This window comes from Turneriella parva DSM 21527, assembly GCF_000266885.1.
GTDB lineage: Bacteria > Spirochaetota > Leptospiria > Turneriellales > Turneriellaceae > Turneriella > Turneriella parva.
In genome coordinates this window covers 1,038,524-1,057,687 of the sequence record NC_018020.1, presented here as the reverse complement: position 1 = coordinate 1,057,687, position 19,164 = coordinate 1,038,524, and the positions used below count along the sequence as shown (strand labels likewise).

Genomic DNA, 19,164 nt, shown 5'->3' with positions numbered 1-19,164 from the left:
TCGCCTTATGCAAAAGAAGGCAATTCTCGCCGGCGGATGTTTCTGGGGGCTCGAAGAGCTGCTGCGCTCTCAGCCAGGGGTAATTGACACCGAATGCGGCTATTGCGGCGGTCAGGTTGAAAATCCCACTTATCGCAACCACGAGGGTCACGCCGAGGCGCTCGAGATCACCTATGACGAAACAAAAACGAATTTCAGAAACCTGCTGAATTTTTTCTTTCAGATTCACAACCCGACAACGCTCAACCGCCAGGGCAACGACATCGGCAGCTCTTATCGCTCGACAATTTTTTACGCGAACGAAGAAGAAAAACGCGAAGCTGAGGATTTCATAAAAATCGTCGATGCATCAAAGCGGTGGCCGAAGCCTGTTGTCACCACGCTTGAACCTTTAGGCGAAGAGTTTGGTGCTGCGGGAAAATTCTGGCCAGCAGAAGACTACCACCAAGACTACCTGCAGAAAAACCCAAACGGCTATACGTGCCATCGCATATATTTTAACAGCTATATTTAGTGAAGAGTTTCTACGAATTAGGGTTATCGCCTGCACTTGTGCAGGCGATAACAGACATGGGGTTTCGCGAGGCGTCGCCGATACAAGAGAAGGCCATACCGATTCTGCTCGAAGGCCACGACCTCATCGGGCAGGCGCAGACCGGCACAGGCAAAACTGCGGCATTCGCGATTCCGGTGATCGAAAAAATCACGTCAGCAAAAGAGCTTCAGGCAATGGTGCTTTGCCCCACGCGCGAACTTGCAATGCAGGTTGCCGCCGAATTCAAGAAACTTCTGAAATATAAGAAGGATATCTTGGTTGCCACAGTCTATGGCGGTCAGCAAATCGGTACGCAGTTTCGCGATCTAAAGCTGAAGCCTCAGATCGTCGTCGGCACACCCGGCCGTGTGATGGACCACATGCGCCGCAAGACCATCAAAATGAACACGGTGAAGTTCTTCGTGCTTGATGAAGCCGACGAAATGCTCGCGCAGGGCTTTCGCGAAGATATCGAACATATTCTTTTAGATGCTCCCAAAGAACGGCAGACGGTGCTCTTTTCAGCGACCATGTCGAAAGAGATTCTCGCAATCACTTCGCAGTTTCTGAACAACCCGCAGCGCGCAGACGTGCTCGCCGGGCAAAGCAACAAGCCGAAGATCGAGCAGTTTTTCTTGCTGGTTCCCGAAAAGAACCGTGTCGAAGCCACCATTCGCCTAATGGATTTTTACGATTTCAAATCGGCGCTCATCTTTAGCAATATGCGCTCGCAGGTCGATTCACTGACGCAGCAATTCAACGAGCGCGGTATGACCGCAGAAGGCATTCACGGCGACCTCAACCAGAACCAGCGCGATAAGGTTATGGGTAAACTGCGAAGCGGGCAGGCGCGCCTGCTCGTGGCGACCGACGTTGCCGGCCGCGGCATCGATATCAGCCATATCGAAGCGGTCTTTAACTTCGACCTGCCGCGCGACGTCGAAGATTATATTCACCGCATCGGCCGCACCGGCCGGGCCGGCAAAAGCGGGCGCAGTTTTTCATTCGTACGCCCGACCGAGCTGAACAAGCTCAAGCGCCTCGAAAAGCTGCATAGCATTCGAATTCTGCCGCACGACGTGCCCGCCGCAGAGGCGCTGCAGAAAAAGAAGGTCTCTGCCTTGCTGGGTGAAATCGGCGAGGTGACAAAACGCGCAAAACTCGCGCAGTACCTTGAATACGTGCAAGACCTGACGAACGATGAGGTTTCGGCAGAAGAGGTCGCGGCAGCAGCGATCAAGATGTTGCTCGAAAAAGACAATAAGAACTATGACACCAAGACGCAGTTTATCTCTGCACAAGACGAGATGAAAAAAGCGAAAAGCGACAACCACCGCCCTGGAAACTATCCACCCAGGTCGGGAAAGAAGTTCTATAAGAATAAGCGCCGCAAAGGCTGAGAGCCGATCGTCGTTGACTGGTTGTCGCTCAGCATTAAATCTACGGCGTGCAAAAGTCAATCGTGCTGGCTTGTTGCCTTGCCAGCAGTGCATTGGTCGCCGCCGACCCCGTGCCAACCCCCCAATGCCCCACCGGCGACCCCGAAGACATACAGTTTGAATACCGCGGCCGCTGCGAAGATGGCAATTTTCGATCGTTCGACGACGATGTCACCATACGGACTTTTCTCGAAGTGCCAGTGTATAGTTTTGGATTTCAGGATATTTCTTCGCAGAAGCGTTCTGATGCCATCGATGGCAAGTTAATCGAGTTTGAGCCGAATATCAGTACAAACTTCGGGCTCGGCATCGCGTACCTGGGTTACGGCATTTCGGGCTCGTTGCCGTTATCGAATGCGAACAACGACACGAACAAATATGGCAAAACGAGTTACTTCGATTTTCAATTCAACTATGCATCGCGCCGCTGGGGGGCCGACTTCTTTTATCAGAACTACCGCGGCTTCTACCTCAAAGACCCCGAAAAATTTGCGAATGACTATGCACCCGGTGCGCCCAACCCGCAGTTCGGCGGTTTAAGCATTCTCAATACCGGGGTTGGGGCATTCTATAATTTTAATGACAGATACTCTGCCAACGCCGCCTTTTCTCAGGGGGAGCGCCAGCTGACATCGGCCGGCTCGTTTGTTGCCGACACATCGGTTACCTACACGCAGATTGACACCGGGGCGAGTCTCGTACCGCCTTCACAGGCATCGCTGTATCCTGACCTTGATCGTTATCGCGGTGGTGAATACTGGCTATGGGTCGCCCGTTTGGGCTATGGCTACAATTTTATCTACCGGCGCATGACTTTGGGTGCGCTCTTCGCTCTGGGCCCGAATCTGCAACGACAGAAAAATTTTACCGACAGCGGTTCAAGTTCAGACTGGCAGGTCAGTTACAGCGCGCGCCTGCGCGCTTCACTTTGGTTTGAATTTCGCGACGAATTTCTCGGTGTCGTCGCGATGATCGATGCGAACCGTATTGTCATCGATGAGTTCGCGCTCAACTCGAGAACGTCGCGCCTTCAGTTTTTCTACGCCCGTCTTTTCGATGGGTTATTCTGACGGTTTTCTGCCGGCTTCAGCGCATGGCTTAGGCCGAAGCAGCCAACCTGATGAAGATCGCTTCGTAATGCACGGCCAGGTATAGCAGCGTGAGCTGGTTGCCATAGACGAGCACGGGCAGAGCCCAGACGAGTGCTGAGTAAAACCCCTGGTGCCAGCCAATAAAAACCAGAAAGAAAGCGAAGCCAATATAGAGATCGATGCCGATTTGTTTTCCCCAGTAATACCCACCGATTTTTCGCAGCGCCCTGAAGAAGTCTTCGTGCTTCGTTGCGTAGAGGCCATAAGCAACAAAGGCAAAATAGGTGAGCCACAGCACATACTTGCCGACCGAACGTGCTCCGTTATATTGCCACAAATTCGGCGACCAATTGGCCGAAACTGTCACGGCTGAAATCACAAAGAAAATTGACCAGATGATTTTTGGTATCATGGCCAAGGCAGCATGCCTGATAATCCCGCGTCAAATAAAAAAATATTGTCACGGCATATATAATAACCGGGTATTATATTATGGCTCTACACCGGCGAAAAGAAACCACAAAGCAGACTGCAAAGCGATCTGCCGGCCAGCCTCGCATTGACCCGGCAGCAGTTTTAGAGAGACGTTCAGTGGGGTTGCCGCCTTCTTGGTGGCGAGAGGTCGATGCACTTGCCGCCCGCGGCAAAGTGAAAACAGCGGCGATAGTCCGCCTCGCCGTCGGCGTCTATCTTAAACGCATGCGAAAGATTGATAAGGTTATAAAAGAAAAACGCCGCCGCGAATGATTGGCAACGTGGTTAATCCCACTTGCTAAACATCTTCTTCACCGAAAAGACTGCAAGGTGCAGTGATGCCTTGATCCAAGACAGTGGGCCGCGCGGGGCCGAGAATATCAGTGCGGATTTCAGGGCGTTATAGGTCTCGGGTGAAAAGGGAAACCACCACAGGTTGCGCGGCGGGTTCATGATGTCCCAGTTGACGACCTGCGGCTGTGTCATCTCTTCGAGGCCGAGCGCCGAATGTGTGCGGCCGAGGCCGCTTTCTTTGAAGCCACCCCATGGCGTTTCTGAAAGGCCGTGCGTGTAGAGGTGGTCGTTGATGGTTATCGCTCCCGCTTGAATTTGCGGCGCAATCTTCTTCGCCAGTTTCGTGTTCTTTGTCCAGATTGAGGCGGTGAGGCCCATGGAACAATCGTTGGCGAGGGCTATGGCTTCGTCGATTTCTTCGAATTTCATCACAGGCAGAATGGGGCCGAAAGTTTCTTCGCGCATCAGAGGCATGCTGTGGTTCACGTTCGTGACAAGCGTCGCGGGAAAAAAATTGCCGGCCTTATTCGCACTCGCCGCAGCCTGCGACTCGGCGACGACCTTCGCACCTTTTTTAACCGCGCTCACCAGATGCGATTTGATCGTGTTATACTGGTCTTTGGTTGTAACGGCGCCCATGTCGACATTAAAGTCGACATCCGCTCCATGGCGAATCGCGCTGGTCTTTCGCGCGAGCAGCTCGACGAATTCTTTGTAAACACCGCTTTGCACATAGATGCGCTCGACGCCACCGCATGATTGCCCTGCGTTTTGGTAACCCGCCCACGCTGCGCCATTCGTCGCGCGTTCGAGGTTCGCATCGCTCAGCACAATCATCGGGTCTTTGCCGCCGAGTTCGAGAGATAGCGGTACAAGTTTCGCCGCCGCCTGCGCCATCAGCTTCTTACCCGTGGGCACAGAGCCCGTGAAAAAGATCTTGTTGATACCCTGATCGATCATGGCAGTCGAAACCTCGCCCCCAGAACCGATGACGTGCGTGAAAAGTCCTTCGGGTAAATCTGCAGAACGTACTATATCCTCAATGGCTTTGCCGCAAGACAGCGTCACGGCGGCGACTTTCAGAATAACGGCATTGCCCGCCATCAGCGCCATGATGACTTCGCCGAACGGAATCGAGAGCGGGTAGTTCCACGGGCTGATGATGCCGACGACGCCCCAGGGTACGCGAATAACTTTGGATTGTTTGTTGAAGAAGAGCCAGCTCGAGCGGCTGAGGGTTTTCTCTTTCAAGACGGCAGACGCGTTCTGGGCATACCAGCGCACCGAAAGCGAGCACGGTATAACTTCGGTTGCAAGGGCGTCGGTGCGCGACTTGCCGTTTTCGAGCGAGACGATGCGAGCGAGTTCGTCGGCGTGTTCGGTTATGTAGGCGCGCATGCGCAAGACATGTTTGGCGCGCTGGCGCATCGGCAGTTTTGCCCATTCGGCCTGCGCCTTGCGCGCTTTCGCGACAATTGCGGGAAATTTCTTGAGATCGGTGTTTGCATACTCGGCGACCTTTTCGCCGGTCGCGGGGTTGTACGTAACGGTCGTCTTGCCGGGTTTTGCCTTTGCGGTCGGTTTCTTCATGCGCGAGCTGGCAGAAAATCTGCCGCCGCGTAAAGTTGTTTTGTATCAGATTTTTCAGGGTAGCATATAGGCCCGTACGGTTTGTGTTTTGCCCTTCGGGTTAAGACGATAGCGCTGGCTGAATGGCAGCTTGTGCATCAGCCGATCATAGGCATCTGAAGAAACGAATACTTTGCCCGGTGGGCAGGCCTTTTCAAGCCTTGAAGCGGTATTCACGACGTCGCCGATTACCGTCTGCTCTTTGCGCAGATAGTTGCCAACAGTGCATCTTATGACATCGCCATAGTGTATGCCAAAACGAAAGGTCAGCCTTTCGTCATCGGGTAACTCTTGTGAAAGCGCAGAGACCTCTTTTTGTATGCGCAGGGCCGCGCGAACGGCAGCATCGGGGTCGGTGAAGAGCGCGAGCACTGCGTCGCCGACAAATTTGTTGATCTCGCCGTCGTTCTCAAAAATCGCAGTGACGATGATGTCGTAATAGCGGTTGATGCCTGCCACGACCTGTTCTGGTGTATGCGCTTCGCTGAAGCGCGTGAAGCCGCGTGCGTCTGTCATCAGCACTGCCAACGGCAGCTCTTCATCTTGCACCACCCATTCGCCTTTAGCGACAGATTCTTCGACGTTCGCCCAGGTTGAAAGCGGCATGTAAGTTTTTAGCACGCTCTCAAAGAGTATCGATTTTTTGGCGGAGTTAGCGAGTTCTGCGGCAACCGCGTCGCGCTCGATCATGTCCATGGCACAAGCTGCGAGTCGCGAGAGCTGTTTGAGCTGTTCTGCGTCGGGCTTCTTGTTGTTGCTATCCAAGAGACATAATGTACCGATGGCAAAGCCTTCTTGTGTTTTCAGCTGAATGCCCGTGTAGCTTCTGAGATTTGGGTCGCCTATGACAAACTGGCTGTCTTGAAAGCGGGGGTCGGTCGTCAGGTCGTCAACGACCACGGGCGCCTCTTCGTTGATGGTATGCGTACAGAATGAAATCGAACGCGGCACCTCGGTGACCTGCAGACCCTTGCTCGATTTGGTCCACTGGCGGTGGCTGTCGATCAGATTTATCATGGCGATATCCATACCGCCGATCGACGCTGCCACTTCTGTCAGCATGTCGTAGCGCACTGCCCGGGTCGTGTCGAGAATGCGCAGCTTTTTCAGCGCTTCAAGCCGCGCCGCTTCATTGGCAGGCATGCGTGCTTCAGGCATACTCGGCCATCCCTTCAGATTTCATGGGAAGAATTTCAGAGCTGCATTTGTGGCGTAAACAACCATACACCCGCACATATACTCTTTACAGCGGCGTACAACCTAAGAAACCACCGCCCATGCGCGCATTCGCACGCCTCTGGTACGCGTATCAAAACTCAGGCAGTCGCCACTTCACGAGTGCGACAGATCTGAAGCGCAACCGTATCCTCAATATGCTCTTCTCAATGAGCTTCATGGGCGGCATTTATATTGCCCTCATCGAACTCGCATTTGCTGCCGTTTTGCTGCCGCGCGACTACGATCGCTATATTGTCTACCTGCCGCCCTTCGCCATTGCCACGCTGATTTATCCCCTGATGGTTGCGGTGACTGTACTCATTAAGAATCTCACGGGTTCGTTTCAGGTCACCTTTCTGAATAATATTTTTGTGAACCTGTTCTGTTTCACACTTGCCCGCTTTCTCGGCGAGAAGGCGAATATGCACCTCATTATTCTATCACAGTTTCTGATCATCTTTCTTTTCTACCGTTATGGCAGCTGGTGGTCGATCAGCAGCCATATTGCACTCGCAGTATTAGGAGTTACAGCGACATTAATCTCGTACCGTGTTGCAGCCCCGCTGTATCCCCTGCCCGATGATCTCGCCGATCTGCCGGGTTACCTCTGCTGGATAGCAACATTCTCGATGCTGGTTTGGTATTCTGTATACAACTGGCGTGAAGTGCACATGACTGAGAAGCTGCTCGAAGACGAGCGCGACCAGACCAAAGAACTGCTCAACGAAACGATTCCGATACTCGAAAAGACCGAAGCCAAATACCGCCACCTCGTCGACGATTCTTCAGACCTCATCTTTCAGCTCGATGCCGATATCAATATTCTCAGCATGAACAAGACGTCGCAGAGGGTCTTGAGCTTTCTTCCTGATGACATGGTTGGCAAGAGCATGCTCAGCTATCTCGCGAGCGAAGAAGGTGATGAGCCTGATCTCAACGTGCAGCTGTTCGCGAAGAACGTCAACGAGGTGCTCAAAGGGCATCGATCAAATAGGTTTCGCGCGCGCTTCAGGCATAAGCACCGCAGCGACGGCGTCGAGCTGCACGTGATTTTGCAGCTTGCAAAGTTTCAGGGCGCCACCGAGATCATGGGGCACGCGACCGAGGTTGAGCCTGAGGTGACACTTCAATTTCTCGACCAGGAGCGCGGTCGCTACACGTTAACGAATAACATCTTGCACGCCGATATTCTCGCACAGCGTATTGCCGACCGCATCTCAATCCACTTTACGCTGCAAGAGTTGAACGCCGTCAGAACTTGCTTTCGTGAGATCGTCATCAACGCAATCGAGCACGGCAACCTCGGTGTCACTTTTGAAGAAAAAACCCATGTTATCGAGAACGGCGACTTCATGGAGTTCTTGTATGAGAGGCAGCGCGATGCACGCTTCGCGTCGCGCCGGGTTCGGGTATTCTATTCGGTCAGCAAAACAAACCTGGTTCTGCGGGTTTCTGACGAGGGCGATGGGTTTGACCACAAATCGTTTCTCGCGCGCGCGCAAAGCGACGACAGCCTGCTCTATCTCGAACACGGTCGTGGTATTACTATGGCGAGAAATGCTTTTGATTCTGTCGTGTTCAATGAAAAGGGCAACCAGGTCACCTTAACTAAGACACTGCGTGGCCCGAAAAAGCTCACTTAAGTATATAAGAAATTGCTGCCCACTAAGGCCTGAGGTACCCCGAGTCTCTCGGGCGTAAAGCTCGTTTTTAGAGGGGACAAAATGACAAGTTATGGGTAGTTACTGCATTAAAGAGCTATATTTTATAATGAGCAGGATAATTTATCAATAAGGATCATCGACCCGTCCCTTGAACATACGTTGCATATCGTTGCTGAATTAAGAACGACAATGGCAAATATCCGAAAAGGCACGCCAGAAAATAACCGTCTTTTTTCGATATCAGGAAATGGCATCTTCCATGAAGGACACTCAGATTTTGTTGAAACTACAGTCAAAATCGCGTCGGTCACTAACACGGAACCTTCGGACGTAATCGAGATGTTGAAGGAATCTATCAACGCCTACGCGAATAATATGCCATATCCCCTATCCTACGACCGTGAAGACCACTACAACCCATCAAATTTGTAACGATCATGGCATATAAAAATTCTGCGAGGAAAAAATAATGGAAAAATACAAAATAATCCTGTTCGATGCGGATGAGACCTTGTATGATTATAAAAAAAATGAAGCTACGGCATTTACACTGGCTTTACGAGATAAAACAGAATTGGATCCGAGTAAGTTTGCAGCGCTTTATCAAGCATATGTCAGAATTAATGAAAGCTTATGGAAGTCTTACCACAATGGTGAAATCACCAAGGAAAAGCTATTAACCGATCGATTTAGCATCCTGTTCCATGAATTTAATCTGTCGGGGAATAGCGCAGAATTTGGTGAGTATTATCTTTCGCTCTTGGGCGATCAAAATTTCCTAATGCCAGACGCTGAGCAGGTTTGTGCCAGATTATCGGAGTCATGTACCTTGGCGATCGTCACGAATGGGGTGTCGTCAGTTCACAAGAAGCGCCTGAACAATTCGAGCATCAATCCGTATATTGCTGCAATCATCGTTTCAGGGGATTTTCCGGAAAAGAAAGATTTTCAGAAACCGAATCCGGTGATCTTTGAATACGCACATCAGTTAATAGATGCCGGTACGCCAAAAGAACAGATATTGATGATTGGAGATAGCCTTACCAGCGATGTCGCGGGTGGAATACGATACGGCATTCATACCTGCTGGTTTAACGCAAGGCAAGAATCGAACACGACGGATTTCAAACCAACTTATGAGATAAATAATCTCAAAGAGCTTTTTCCGATCGCGGCAGAGCAAACATAAATCACAAATGAAAATTACGTCGATGTTGCTATCCGTATATCATAAAGATGGGTTGGAAAGTATCCTGTCGCCATTGCGGGGAATGCAGATCAAGTTATTCGCAACGGGTGGTACCGCAGAATATCTCATTTCAAACGGCTTCCCCTGTACAAATATCGAGACGAACACAGGATATGGAAATATTATCTCAGGACGGGTCAAATCTCTACATCCAAAAGTCTTCGGTGGTATTGTCGCGGACAGGTCGGCAGAACACCTCGCTGACCTGGAAACACACGATATCCCCCTCATGGACTGTGTCGTTGTCGATTTATACCCTTTTGAGGCAACCCTCAAGCGTACTCAGAATGAGGAAGAGCTCTTAAAAAAAATCGATATTGGCGGCGTTGCGCTCATAAGAGCAGCAGCCAAACATTACCGCAATGTGGTTGTAATTCCATCGCGTCGGCAATTTAGCATTCTGCAAAGCATTCTGATTGACGGAGGCCAGTTTGATTATACTATCCGAAAGCAATTAGCTCGAGTATATAAGAAATTGCTGCCCACTAAGGCCTGAGGTACCCCGAGTCTCTCGGGCGTAAAGCTCGTTTTTAGAGGGGACAAAATGACAAGTTATGGGTAGTTACTGCATTAAAGAGCTATATTTTCCATGATCGGTGCCTCCGTTCGGAATCTTAAAATTATGGATTTGTATCAGTGCATAAGCCAATCAAGCATGCCAGCACAGGTTCGATGGCGATAACGCATGGCCCGGCAGTACCATTAGCGATTTTTGCGCATTCAGCCTGCTGAGCATTATACTCATCAACCTTTGCGGAAATCAAACTCGTAGTCACGGTCTTGGTTGAATATATTAAGTAGTCAGCCACACCGCCGCAAGACCTGCGCCCATAGCCTATATATTTACAATCCTGCACGCTTGAACAAGACTTGTCTTTGGTAATATCCAAAAGCTCTTGTTTCTTGGAATTTAGTGCTTCGCAGGCATTGGGCTTCTTAGCCTCTTCTGTAGTTTCGGCACAACTCCACAGAGCGCATGCCCATATAATGGCTATTCTGATCGGCTTTAGAATGTGCATATAATCCTACTCCATCAATGTGTTATACGCTCGGAACAGCGCGTAGTGCCAATTTTTTACATACGTAGGATAAAAATCTGCATAACGAATATCCCCATTACGGGCATGGCGCCCGCATGGAGGCGGGCGGATAACAAAGGCGCAACTATGTCAGAGAACGGTGGATTTACCTGACGTCGATGGTGCGCCGCACAATAAATGCAGTCTTCTTAGTGAAGCCGCTCTTGGCGCGCCATCGATGTGCCGCAGGTGGCTGCGTTGCGCCCGCCAATAAAGCTCGATAGAGCGCGGGCGTCAACGCATTTCAGGCCACCGGAGGCCGAGCACGCGAGGAGCCACGGCACCGCAGCGAGCGCAGCAGGTAAATCTTGTTGTGTGCAGTAGCAAGTTCGTCACCAGATATATGTCCAATTCATGCCGTAATAAGTTTTGAAAACTAACCCCTGGGTCAGTTGAGAATAAAATAGGCTCCTGACAGAAATAAACGGGCTCAACAATACGTTTTCGCTTACCCGTATTTTCAATGCCGGATCGATGCTGTACGCGCCACCATCATAATAACTTGCATTGCGCTCACTGAGATTACCGAAGGTGCCAAAATTAAATTCGTAATAGATAAATACCGGTATCGCAAAGGCCAGATTGTCCGTTATCATAGTATAGTAGCCAATACCGAGCTTAGGATTCAATTGCGCATATGAACTAGTGTAGTTAAAGGTCTGGTGGCGGGTTGTCTGATAGAAATAGCCGAGACTCAAGCCACTCGCCACGAACCAATGCGTTGAAAAATAATATGAAAAAGTAGGTGCCACCTCGAGACCAAATGATGTGTAATTGTATTGGTTCTGGGTCGTGCCGCTAAACCCGCCGCCGATCTCCTTAGTATCCTTGTGCAGAAAGTTCGCTTGCAGCTGTGTTGCCGCACACAGCCAAATAATCACTAAAGAAGTCTTGCTTAATGTTTTCAAATCTTCCTCCTTAAGGTAAGTTTGCTTTCCTTGCTATTGCACACAACGTAGAATTTACCTGACGTTTGGTGACGCTTGTGTCATTATTTCAATCTGTAAAGCCAATTTGCGTCACCAAATGTGCCCGAAGCGCCTGCCTGAGGAGCACCAAACAAACGTCCCGTTTGTGCGACGAAGGCATCTTTGGCGCGTAGGGCCGAGCACCCGAGGAGCCACGGCACCGCAGGGAGCGCAGCAGGTAAATTTTGTTGTGTGCAGTTGGCTGATAGTTTCATAGGAGCTTTAAAGTCTTGATGATGTTTAGTTTCGCCAAGTGTCGTTCATCGATTTGATCGATATTTTCAATAATCGCGCGGGCCATTTTAGCACCGTCGAATAGAATTACATTTCGTTCAGTATATAAGAAATTGCTGCCCACTAAGGCCTGAGGTACCCCGAGTCTCTCGGGCGTAAAGCTCGTTTTTAGAGGGGACAAAATGACAAGTTATGGGTAGTTACTGCATTAAAGAGCTATATTTTTTTTCGTGGCATGACGCCGTGGCTTATTCTGGCGATCGTCGGGCTGTTTGTCGGTTATCTCATATTCGGATGGCTGATGACGAGCAAGTGCCCGAAGTGCAAAACTCGTAAGCTGAAGGTTACCGGCAAATCATTTGACAACCCAAAAGATTACGACCCCGGTCTCTTTTCACGCGATGTGCACTGGGATGAAATCTACCATTACCAATGTTCCCACTGCGGCTATGAAAAAGACGACGTCTACAGCAGTTTCTGGAGCTGGCGCAGAAGCCAAAATGATTAACGCCGCGCCGATATCTCGATGTGCGAACCTACACCAATTGCATTCGCTGTAGGTGACATGATGTTCAGCGAAGTGATATTTGCTGCAGTGTTGTTCCATGAATTCCCAATTATCTGCATACCGACTACGGCGCCAGGGGAGACATGGTAAATTTCGGTAGCATACAGAACCCGCGCATGACCCGAAACCGCGTATAAGGTGGCCTGTGTTTCGCAAGTCGTACCGGCGGTCGCAGTGCACGTATTCATACCGATCGTCGCGTTAGCCCCGGTATTATTTAAGTATATAAGAAATTGCTGCCCACTAAGGCCTGAGGTACCCCGAGTCTCTCGGGCGTAAAGCTCGTTTTTAGAGGGGACAAAATGACAAGTTATGGGTAGTTACTGCATTAAAGAGCTATATTTAGTATATAAGAAATTGCTGCCCACTAAGGCCTGAGGTACCCCGAGTCTCTCGGGCGTAAAGCTCGTTTTTAGAGGGGACAAAATGACAAGTTATGGGTAGTTACTGCATTAAAGAGCTATATTTTTAGTATATAAGAAATTGCTGCCCACTAAGGCCTGAGGTACCCCGAGTCTCTCGGGCGTAAAGCTCGTTTTTAGAGGGGACAAAATGACAAGTTATGGGTAGTTACTGCATTAAAGAGCTATATTTTTGGCCTAAAACGCGATTTTTCGTTCGTTTTTGCGAATGGCGTGTAACATCCCCGCCGCAGTGTTAATGCGTAATAAGTGCTTATTTGAAATGCCAAGGGAATATTCTGGTCTTTAAGGCGGTGCTCTAGTCGACTTCAGGAAAAAATATCCGTCGGCGAGAAAATACTTCGTTCTCAGGCGCTTTTCAAAACGGAGCGCGTCCCGCGCAAATATAGCGAATGTGCGCATATTTCTCTGGCAAAGTGGGCATGCCGTCGGATTCGGTGCATCGAATGATGACTTTATCCCTTCTGCCCACAGCGACGATTTTTCCGCTTGTTCGATAGCGGCGGTTTTCGCCGGCCGCACGTAGATGCCGTAATAGCGTATCGATTTCTCATGCCGGTCGGGTAGAAAAAAAAGCATTCGGGCCATAAATTCATGAATAGGCATTGTCATTTTACTGAATGTCTTCTCCCGGCTCTGAGTGTCTACATGGCTCTTGAACCTGAAAGTGAGCGTGTTTCTTTCATCGTCGACGTTTTCGATTTGACTGTTGTGAAAGAGGCCAAACGCAATGTATTGCGCCGTTTTAAATATCACGTCGTCCGATTCGCCGGAGATTTTCTGAAAATAGACGTGAAATCCCTTTGCGTACTTTTTCAAGAAAAAATCATATTCATCCTTTGAGATGATCTGTCGTCGCCGCAGGTAGCGACAAACTGCCCGCTGCCAGTCATACCGTATGGTCTGGTAGGGCATGAAGTTTACTTCTTTGATCTCCCCCGTCTTTGGGTCTACAAGATCGCGCGTAGCGATGGTGTGAACATGGGGGTTGAAGTTCAGACTATTGCCAGCGAGATGAACAGTGCTCAAGACACCTGGCTTGAAATTTTCATTGACCTGTGCCGTGGCACGTTGCCGTTTCGCGTAAACCCTAGCGCTGAGAAGATTCAAAAAACGTGGGTTGATTTTTCGTTTGAAAAGCAAATCTGCGAGCTGACCCGGCATGGTGAAAACTACGTGAAAGTGCAAAAGCGCCGGGTTTAAAACCTTCGATAGGTGAATTGACCAGCCGAAGAGACGTTTTCGGTAGCACGAAAGGCAAAGCCGGCTTTTACACGAGAAAGGCACCGCCAATACGACTTTGCACGATTCGCATTCATGCCATTGAAAACCTCGCCCGAACTGGCCGCAGGTCAAAAGTTTCTTCGCTTCATGAATTTTCCATTGATCAATCTTGCCGAATTTCGTTTCAAAATTCTTGGCATATCCGGTCAAAAAATCTGACCAATACCTCTGCCATAATTCTTTATAGTGACTATGTCTGCTAAGCGCTGGTCTGTAGGGTCGTTGACCCGATTTTGAAGAAATGTAGATAATCTGCTCCGGAGAGCATGATCGCTCCTCTACATATTAAATACCAGAAAATGGCTGATTTTTCTCACAATCGCGCCTCGTTTTCCAGAGGCATTCTCTTTTGAGGCTTCAATCCTGGACGTCCCGGCCTACCTGGCGGCAGCTGCGCAGACGCCCAAAGTCAAGACGTACTTCGAGCCCAACGTTATCCAGCTACGTTCTTTTCGCGTTTCACAACCATGAGCACAAGCATCGCCATGCCCACCGCGGTGAGGCAAATGCAGAATCCCGCAGGTACGAACCATGTCCATGCCAGTGGCGTGAAGGCTGCGATGAGCGCCATGCTGATCGCCGAGGTGAGAAATCCTACTAAAGCCGAAACCTGGTCTACACGCGAGAACGCGAGTACGTAGAGGCCAACTATGCCACCCGCGAGAATGGACGCGAGCTTCAGCGCAATCACCACAACGGGGCTCTTCTGGTCGGTAAAGAGCAGTGCGATCAGAACAATTGCCGCAGCCCAAAGCAGCGTGAGCGCGCGCGAGAGCCGCAGGCGCTTCTTTTCGATAACGGCGGTGTTGGGCTCGGCTTTACCAAAATGGGGCAGCAGGTCGAGCATCGTCGACGAGGCGAGCGAACTCAGCGTGGCCGAAAGCGTCGACTGGCCCGTTGCGAAAATCGCCGCGAGCACCAGACCTGTGAGGCCTGCTGGCAGATGCTTTACGATAAACGATGGAAACACCGCGTCAGGCGTCGCGAACGCCGCCCCCTGAAAAAATGCGAACAGCCACACGCCGATGATCAAGAAGAGCAAGAACTGCAAGTCGACGAGAATGCCGCTCGTGATCATCGCCTTCTGAGAGTCTTTGAGGTTACGGCAGGCGAGAGATTTCTGCACGATCAGCTGGTCGGTGCCGTGCGACGAGATCGCGAGCAGCGCACCCCCGACTATGCCGGCCGCAAGGTGAAAAGGCTGCGTAAAGAAGGATTGCCAGCCGTTCTCAAAACCGGTCGCGATGAATTGGAATTTTTCTGTGGGCACTGACAGAAGAGGCACGCCGCTGAAATGCAGCACCATGACCGCGGCAAATGCGCCGAGCAGATAGACGCCGGTTTGAATGAATTCGACCCACATTGCAGCCCTGAGTCCACCGAAAAAAGTATAGGGCAGGGTGATGACTGTAAACACGAGAATCGACGTCGTGATTGACCAGCCACTAATGAGGCTGAGCGGCAGTGCAGTCGCATAGAGGCGCACGCCGGTGCTCAAGAGGCGCGTGATTTGAAAGAGCACGGCGGCCAGGCGGCGCATGCTGACGCTAAAGCGCTGTTCGAGAAATGCGTAGACTGTTTCAATGTTGCCCTTGAAGTATGCAGGCAACAAGACAAAAGCGACAACGATGCGGCCGACGACAAACCCGAACGCCAGCTGCATGAAAGTGAGGTTGCCCGTGTACGCGAGCCCCGGTATCGAAATAAAAGTGAGGCTCGACGTTTCTGCGGCCACGATCGAAGCAGAAACGACCCACCACGGCAATGAGTGGCTGCCCGACAAGAAATCACTTGCGCTGCTCTTGCGTCGGCTGACCGCAAAGCCCACGAGCTGCAGCAGCAAAAAGTAGGCGGCGAGTACGGTGTAGTCGAGGGGTTGCATTGAATCAGCAAAGAAGGCTTATTGAGCAGGCAGAAAGATAAGACTCGCTGACCCGACAAACTTACGAATCTTTAAGGTGTAAAGTCTGTTTCGAGCATCTGGGGTCGATAGACAATAACTACAAAATATAAGTTTACGGTCTTGCGGGCGCAGATCAGGCAGGGTTTTGAGCACGATGCCAGAAAGAATAATACAATCGGTGAGCGCTTTAGAGGCCTGCGTCGGCAAGACTCCCGGGCCGAGAGATCTGAAGGTCATCGACTTTCTCGACGCTGAGGCTTTACGCTGGATCTCCGCATCGCCCTGCCTTTTTGTCTCCCGCGCAGGCAAACACGATAACCGTGCACAGGCAACGATAGCCGGTGGGGAACCCGGCTTCGTGAAAGCACAGGCCAGCCATCTCACGATTGCGCGGGCTTCGATCGACGGCGCAGATAGTTTTGGCATCGGTGATGGCTTTGGTTCTCTTTTCGTAATCCCCACTCAAAAAGAAAGTCTGCGTGTGAACGGAACCGTGACCGGCATTTCAGATACCGAAGTCACCGTTGAAGTTGCGCAATGTTATCTGCATTGTGCCAAAGCCTTTATGCGCTCAAAGCTCTGGCAAGAATACGAGCCGGGCTCTGAGGTGAAAACCGAAAGCGAGTTTTGCGAAAAAACGCGGTTTATGCTGGTGGCGACGAGCGATCGCGACCGCAGGGCAGACATGAGTCCGAAGGGTGACCCTGCGGGCATGCTATTGCAGCTGCATGATGGGCAGTTTTGGTATTCAGACCGACCGGGAAATCGCCGGGTCGACGGATTTAGAAATATACTGAACCAACCGCAGATTGAAATTCTTGCTTTGCTCGCGGGCAGCCCGCAGATTCTGCGCATCAGCGGCGAGGCGGTAATGTACGCAGAACATCAGCAAAAAGACCGATTCATTGTCGCCGAAAAAGAGCCCTTGCTCGTCGTGAGGATTCACCCCGAACACGTGTCGTTCGAACAGAGCGCAGCATTGGCGCGCGCGAAACTCTGGCCGCCGCACGAACCGAAGCTCAAATTCAACCCAACAGAAATCTGGAAAGGCCATATGAAGCTCAGCAAAGTGAGTGGAGTCGACGCGACGCTGGCCAAAGCGGCGGTGTCGATGCCAGGTGTTTTGCAGACCGGGCTGGATTGGGATTACAAGAATAATTTGTATTAAATTTCAATCACCACATTCCCCGTCTTCGCACCCGACGCGACGTACGTATATGCCTCGGCAATCTGATCGAGCGCGTAAGTGCGATCGATCACGGGCTTGAACGCGCCCGAGGCGAGCAGCTCTGAGATGAATTTTATGCTGCGTTTGATATCGAGCGGCAGGGGAAATTTGACAGTCTTGCCCGGCAGAAGCGGCGTGAAGAGCGCGAGCAGCGGGTTCTGCAACCACGGCCCCGGCTCTGAAGAGATATAGACTCCCTTTGGTTTCAGCAAGTGTCGGCATTTGCAGAAGGTGCTTTTACCCACGGCATCAAAGACAAATTCGAACCGGTCTTCGATTCGGGTGAAATCCTCAATTTCAAAATTGATCACCCGCTCGGCGCCAAGTTGCTTTACGAGCGCGAGGTTCTTTGTGTTGGCCGTCGCCGTGACACGCACACCCGCGTGCCGCAAAAATTGCACCATCGCCGAACCGATGCCACCGGTCGCGCCGTTGACCAAAACCTGTGCGCCCGCAGTGTGCTTCACCTTACTCAAAAAGTTATACGCATAGTGCGCAGCTTCGAGACTTGCAGCTGCCTGAGGATAGCTCACGTTCTGTGGTATCTCGGCAACTGCCTGCTGCTCGCTCACCGCGACATATTCGGCCTGAGAGCCAAGGCCCTGGTCGTTGAAGCCAAAAACGCGCTGGCCCTTCTTAAAGAGAGAAACTTTATCGCCGACGGCAACAACCTCGCCGGCAAAATCGGTGCCCGGTATCGGTGATCTCGGTTTCATGAGACCGGTGAAGAAACGCATGATGAAGGGTTTGCCGGTCATTACCGCGCAGTCTGTACGGTTCACGGTTGTGGCGTGCACTCTGACGAGAATTTCATCGGGGTGCGCGACCGGCTGCGCGACTTCGCGCACGGTGAGTGCGTCGCGGTAATGTTCGCGGTAGGCTGCTTTCATCTATGACCTTTCGCTACACGGCGTATAAGGCCACAAGCTGTTGAACAATAATTCTGAATGATTCATCGACGTTCTGCGCAAGGCCAAAGCCGCCGTGTTTTTCGAGCATGACAAAACCATGAACGGCGCTGCGCATGAACCTGAGCGCATGGACTTTTTCATCGGCGGTCAATCTCTCAGACAAAGCTGAAGCGAAAACCGCCAGCATTTGCTCAGCGGCTTTATAGACCTTGGCTGAGCGCTTTACATGAGTCTCTTGAAACGCATCGTATTCGCCGGGAAATTCTTTGGCAAAGTCACGGTAAGCAAAAAGAATATGTTCGAGACGGTTGCTGGCGCTTTCTTCCGCCGCCGAGGCGATAGCCGCACTCAGCTTTGACATACCCGATACGGCGAGCGCGTCTTTGATTTCGCCAAGGTCGCGAACGTGCTTGAAAAGCGAAGGCGGTTTCACGTTCAGATGCGCCGCTATGTCTTTGAGACTCAGTGCCGCAAAACCGCGCTTGTTTGCCAACCACGCGGCTGCAGCGTAGACTTTTTCTCTATTTAGGTTTGCGCGTGGCATGCTCTGCGCGCTTTTTCAGCGCGGCATTCATCGCTTCGAATTTTCTTTCTGTGTCGCCCAGCGGAAAAAAAGGCACAATAAGGCCATTGAATTTCTCATTGTGATAAAAGACTGTCTGTCCCTTCTCTGTCTGCTCGAAGCGAAATTCATGCTCGCCGGTGAAAATACCCGGCATCAGCAGTCGGCCGCGCCAGATCAGGTGGCGATTCGAGGCTTCAAGAACCGTCGGGTTCATCTTGAACCAATCGTCGCCGCTGCGGTGAAATGCAACGGCAAGTTTTGAACCGGGCTTCATTTCGCCGCTAACCCTGAGAAACGGGTTCCATTCACCGTATTTGTCAAAGTCGCTGAATTCAGCCCATACCACTTCGGGCGGTGCCTCAATTTCAATTTTGGTTTCGATGCTCTTGCAATGCATTAACATCACGAG

General features: G+C 51.1%; 19 protein-coding genes. 8 read left to right on the top strand and 11 right to left on the bottom strand.

Annotated elements, in window-relative coordinates; translation table 11 throughout:
- The first annotated feature begins 7 nt into the window (after positions 1 to 7).
- Genes msrA through TURPA_RS05080 form a run of 3 tightly spaced genes read left to right on the top strand, consistent with a single transcriptional unit; the run spans position 8 to position 3,044 of the window.
- Positions 8 to 514, top strand: coding sequence for a peptide-methionine (S)-S-oxide reductase MsrA (msrA, locus tag TURPA_RS05090; protein ID WP_014802219.1), 507 nt, complete (start codon positions 8 to 10; stop codon positions 512 to 514).
- The gene (locus TURPA_RS05085) at positions 514 to 1,935 is read left to right on the top strand and encodes a DEAD/DEAH box helicase (protein ID WP_014802218.1); all 1,422 of its coding nucleotides are present in this window, start codon (positions 514 to 516) and stop codon (positions 1,933 to 1,935) included. Before msrA ends, TURPA_RS05085 begins: the two co-directional genes overlap by 1 nt.
- 47 nt (positions 1,936 to 1,982) lie before the next feature.
- Positions 1,983 to 3,044 (top strand): DUF4421 family protein, encoded by a 1,062-nt coding sequence (locus tag TURPA_RS05080; protein WP_014802217.1) that lies wholly within the window; start codon positions 1,983 to 1,985, stop codon positions 3,042 to 3,044.
- 28 nt (positions 3,045 to 3,072) lie between these two features.
- On the opposite strand, the gene TURPA_RS05075 is transcribed toward TURPA_RS05080, so the two are convergent.
- From TURPA_RS05075 to TURPA_RS21435, 3 genes are all read right to left on the bottom strand, one after another.
- Positions 3,073 to 3,477: a hypothetical protein gene (locus tag TURPA_RS05075; RefSeq protein ID WP_014802216.1), complete on the bottom strand. Its 405-nt coding sequence runs from the start codon at positions 3,475 to 3,477 to the stop codon at positions 3,073 to 3,075.
- Between the two features lie 347 nt (positions 3,478 to 3,824).
- Positions 3,825 to 5,423 (bottom strand): aldehyde dehydrogenase family protein, encoded by a 1,599-nt coding sequence (locus tag TURPA_RS05065; protein WP_014802214.1) that lies wholly within the window; start codon positions 5,421 to 5,423, stop codon positions 3,825 to 3,827.
- A 54-nt stretch (positions 5,424 to 5,477) separates the two neighbouring features.
- Complete coding sequence (locus TURPA_RS21435) at positions 5,478 to 6,605, bottom strand: adenylate/guanylate cyclase domain-containing protein (RefSeq protein ID WP_169314401.1); 1,128 nt, start codon at positions 6,603 to 6,605, stop codon at positions 5,478 to 5,480.
- Positions 6,606 to 6,739: 134 nt separating this feature from the next.
- Here TURPA_RS21435 and TURPA_RS05055 point away from each other — a divergent pair, with 134 nt between their 5' ends.
- The 3 genes from TURPA_RS05055 to TURPA_RS05045 all read left to right on the top strand — a co-directional run bounded on the left by TURPA_RS05055 (position 6,740) and on the right by TURPA_RS05045 (position 10,089).
- Positions 6,740 to 8,323 carry an ATP-binding protein gene (locus TURPA_RS05055; RefSeq protein WP_014802212.1) on the top strand — a complete coding sequence of 528 codons (1,584 nt, stop codon included), beginning with the start codon at positions 6,740 to 6,742 and terminating at the stop codon, positions 8,321 to 8,323.
- Between the two features lie 490 nt (positions 8,324 to 8,813).
- Positions 8,814 to 9,533, top strand: a complete 720-nt coding sequence (locus tag TURPA_RS05050) for a YjjG family noncanonical pyrimidine nucleotidase (protein WP_014802210.1) — start codon at positions 8,814 to 8,816, stop codon at positions 9,531 to 9,533.
- A 7-nt stretch (positions 9,534 to 9,540) separates the two neighbouring features.
- Entirely contained in the window at positions 9,541 to 10,089 is a 549-nt protein-coding gene (locus TURPA_RS05045) for an MGS domain protein (protein ID WP_014802209.1), read from the top strand.
- 124 nt (positions 10,090 to 10,213) lie between these two features.
- On the opposite strand, the gene TURPA_RS05040 is transcribed toward TURPA_RS05045, so the two are convergent.
- Together TURPA_RS05040 and TURPA_RS05035 are read right to left on the bottom strand one after the other, a co-directional pair.
- Positions 10,214 to 10,612, bottom strand: a complete 399-nt coding sequence (locus tag TURPA_RS05040) for a hypothetical protein (protein WP_014802208.1) — start codon at positions 10,610 to 10,612, stop codon at positions 10,214 to 10,216.
- Positions 10,613 to 11,004: 392 nt separating this feature from the next.
- Complete coding sequence (locus TURPA_RS05035; RefSeq protein ID WP_014802207.1) at positions 11,005 to 11,580, bottom strand: hypothetical protein; 576 nt, start codon at positions 11,578 to 11,580, stop codon at positions 11,005 to 11,007.
- 529 nt (positions 11,581 to 12,109) lie between these two features.
- On the opposite strand from TURPA_RS05035, the gene TURPA_RS05030 reads away from it, so the two are divergent.
- A complete protein-coding gene (locus TURPA_RS05030) occupies positions 12,110 to 12,382 on the top strand; it encodes a hypothetical protein (RefSeq protein WP_014802206.1) in 273 nt (90 codons plus the stop codon).
- Here TURPA_RS05030 and TURPA_RS24125 read toward each other — a convergent pair.
- From TURPA_RS24125 to TURPA_RS05015, 3 genes are all read right to left on the bottom strand, one after another.
- Complete coding sequence (locus TURPA_RS24125) at positions 12,379 to 12,501, bottom strand: hypothetical protein (protein WP_281054945.1); 123 nt, start codon at positions 12,499 to 12,501, stop codon at positions 12,379 to 12,381. The genes TURPA_RS05030 and TURPA_RS24125 overlap by 4 nt on opposite strands.
- A gap of 648 nt (positions 12,502 to 13,149) precedes the next feature.
- A complete protein-coding gene (locus tag TURPA_RS24310) occupies positions 13,150 to 14,298 on the bottom strand; it encodes an IS91 family transposase (RefSeq protein ID WP_014802204.1) in 1,149 nt (382 codons plus the stop codon).
- Between the two features lie 283 nt (positions 14,299 to 14,581).
- Positions 14,582 to 16,030 carry a sodium:solute symporter family transporter gene (locus TURPA_RS05015; protein ID WP_014802203.1) on the bottom strand — a complete coding sequence of 483 codons (1,449 nt, stop codon included), beginning with the start codon at positions 16,028 to 16,030 and terminating at the stop codon, positions 14,582 to 14,584.
- Between the two features lie 175 nt (positions 16,031 to 16,205).
- Between TURPA_RS05015 and TURPA_RS05010 the strand changes: the two genes are divergently transcribed.
- Positions 16,206 to 17,219: a pyridoxamine 5'-phosphate oxidase family protein gene (locus TURPA_RS05010; RefSeq protein ID WP_014802202.1), complete on the top strand. Its 1,014-nt coding sequence runs from the start codon at positions 16,206 to 16,208 to the stop codon at positions 17,217 to 17,219.
- Here the strand turns inward: TURPA_RS05010 and TURPA_RS05005 are convergent.
- From TURPA_RS05005 to TURPA_RS04995, 3 genes are read right to left on the bottom strand one after another with little or no spacing between them, the layout of a single operon-like run.
- Positions 17,216 to 18,169 carry an NAD(P)-dependent alcohol dehydrogenase gene (locus TURPA_RS05005; protein WP_014802201.1) on the bottom strand — a complete coding sequence of 318 codons (954 nt, stop codon included), beginning with the start codon at positions 18,167 to 18,169 and terminating at the stop codon, positions 17,216 to 17,218. The genes TURPA_RS05010 and TURPA_RS05005 overlap by 4 nt on opposite strands.
- 13 nt (positions 18,170 to 18,182) lie before the next feature.
- Positions 18,183 to 18,734 carry a TetR/AcrR family transcriptional regulator gene (locus tag TURPA_RS05000; protein WP_014802200.1) on the bottom strand — a complete coding sequence of 184 codons (552 nt, stop codon included), beginning with the start codon at positions 18,732 to 18,734 and terminating at the stop codon, positions 18,183 to 18,185.
- Positions 18,712 to 19,152 (bottom strand): SRPBCC domain-containing protein, encoded by a 441-nt coding sequence (locus tag TURPA_RS04995; RefSeq protein WP_041948976.1) that lies wholly within the window; start codon positions 19,150 to 19,152, stop codon positions 18,712 to 18,714. Before TURPA_RS04995 ends, TURPA_RS05000 begins: the two co-directional genes overlap by 23 nt.
- Between the last annotated feature and the right edge of the window lie 12 nt (positions 19,153 to 19,164).

What these genes read in the sequence shown, in the direction of transcription:
- msrA (WP_014802219.1), top strand. Translation starts at nt 8, where the DNA reads ATGCAAAAGAAGGCAATTCTCGCCGGCGGATGTTTCTGGGGGCTCGAA.
- TURPA_RS05075 (WP_014802216.1), bottom strand. Translation starts at nt 3,477, where the DNA reads ATGATACCAAAAATCATCTGGTCAATTTTCTTTGTGATTTCAGCCGTG.
- TURPA_RS05065 (WP_014802214.1), bottom strand. Translation starts at nt 5,423, where the DNA reads ATGAAGAAACCGACCGCAAAGGCAAAACCCGGCAAGACGACCGTTACG.
- TURPA_RS21435 (WP_169314401.1), bottom strand. Translation starts at nt 6,605, where the DNA reads ATGCCTGCCAATGAAGCGGCGCGGCTTGAAGCGCTGAAAAAGCTGCGC.
- TURPA_RS05055 (WP_014802212.1), top strand. Translation starts at nt 6,740, where the DNA reads ATGCGCGCATTCGCACGCCTCTGGTACGCGTATCAAAACTCAGGCAGT.
- TURPA_RS05050 (WP_014802210.1), top strand. Translation starts at nt 8,814, where the DNA reads ATGGAAAAATACAAAATAATCCTGTTCGATGCGGATGAGACCTTGTAT.
- TURPA_RS05045 (WP_014802209.1), top strand. Translation starts at nt 9,541, where the DNA reads ATGAAAATTACGTCGATGTTGCTATCCGTATATCATAAAGATGGGTTG.
- TURPA_RS05040 (WP_014802208.1), bottom strand. Translation starts at nt 10,612, where the DNA reads ATGCACATTCTAAAGCCGATCAGAATAGCCATTATATGGGCATGCGCT.
- TURPA_RS05030 (WP_014802206.1), top strand. Translation starts at nt 12,110, where the DNA reads ATGACGCCGTGGCTTATTCTGGCGATCGTCGGGCTGTTTGTCGGTTAT.
- TURPA_RS24125 (WP_281054945.1), bottom strand. Translation starts at nt 12,501, where the DNA reads ATGCAGATAATTGGGAATTCATGGAACAACACTGCAGCAAATATCACT.
- TURPA_RS05015 (WP_014802203.1), bottom strand. Translation starts at nt 16,030, where the DNA reads ATGCAACCCCTCGACTACACCGTACTCGCCGCCTACTTTTTGCTGCTG.
- TURPA_RS05010 (WP_014802202.1), top strand. Translation starts at nt 16,206, where the DNA reads ATGCCAGAAAGAATAATACAATCGGTGAGCGCTTTAGAGGCCTGCGTC.
- TURPA_RS05005 (WP_014802201.1), bottom strand. Translation starts at nt 18,169, where the DNA reads ATGAAAGCAGCCTACCGCGAACATTACCGCGACGCACTCACCGTGCGC.
- TURPA_RS05000 (WP_014802200.1), bottom strand. Translation starts at nt 18,734, where the DNA reads ATGCCACGCGCAAACCTAAATAGAGAAAAAGTCTACGCTGCAGCCGCG.
- TURPA_RS04995 (WP_041948976.1), bottom strand. Translation starts at nt 19,152, where the DNA reads ATGCATTGCAAGAGCATCGAAACCAAAATTGAAATTGAGGCACCGCCC.